Source organism: Pseudoxanthomonas dokdonensis (assembly GCF_001431405.1).
In the GTDB taxonomy this organism is placed as follows: domain Bacteria; phylum Pseudomonadota; class Gammaproteobacteria; order Xanthomonadales; family Xanthomonadaceae; genus Pseudoxanthomonas_A; species Pseudoxanthomonas_A dokdonensis.
This window is the reverse complement of sequence record NZ_LDJL01000033.1, coordinates 1-792: the sequence shown is the minus strand read 5'-3', so window position 1 is coordinate 792 and position 792 is coordinate 1. Positions and strand designations below refer to the sequence as shown.

Genomic DNA, 792 nt, shown 5'->3' with positions numbered 1-792 from the left:
CCATTTACGGATCGCAGCGCGTCGATGTGATCTACCGACGAGTCGATGACATGTTCATCGATCCGGAAGTGTTCCATCCCGATTCGGTACTCGGCGCACCGGGTCTGATCCGCAGCTGGCGCGCCGGCAAGGTCGCGCTGGCCAATGCGCCGGGCGCCGGCGTGGCCGACGACAAAGTGGTGTTTGCCTATGTGCCGAAGATGATCAAGTACTACCTGGATCAGGATCCGATTCTTCCCAACGTGCCGAGCTATCTCTGCCACGATGCCGATGAGTGCAAATACGTGCTAGACAACATCGAGAAACTGGTGGTCAAACCGGCCAACGAATCCGGTGGCTACGGCATGCTGATCGGACCACGCTCGACCAAGGCCCAGCAGCGCACCTTCAAGCAATTGATTCGCGACAATCCGCGCAACTACATGGCGCAGCCGACCCTGTCGCTGTCGACTGCGCCAATCGTCACCAAGCAGGGGCCGTCAGCGCGCCATCTGGATCTGCGGCCATTCGTGCTGTCACGCCAGGACATCTATGTCACCACCGGCGGCCTGACCCGGGTGGCAATGGAAAAAGGATCGCTGGTGGTCAATTCATCACAGGGCGGTGGCGCCAAGGACACCTGGGTCGTTGACCTGCCAGAGACGGAGGCGCACTGATGCTGTCGCGAGTCGCCAACAATCTGTACTGGTTCAGCCGCTACATCCGTCGCGCCGAGAATACCGCGCGTCTGGTCAGCGTCGGCAGCCAGTTGCAGCTGGATCTGCCGCCGTCGGTGGATTTCAACTGGCTGCC

General features: G+C 60.7%; 2 protein-coding genes. Both read left to right on the top strand.

All coding sequences use genetic code 11. From position 1 onward, the window contains the following. A partial coding sequence (locus tag ABB29_RS15915; protein WP_211260774.1) for a circularly permuted type 2 ATP-grasp protein occupies positions 1-656 on the top strand: 656 nt, incomplete at its 5' end. Next, the coding region (locus ABB29_RS16770; RefSeq protein WP_211260775.1) for an alpha-E domain-containing protein at positions 656-792 on the top strand (137 nt) is incomplete at its 3' end. The genes ABB29_RS15915 and ABB29_RS16770, both read left to right, overlap by 1 nt.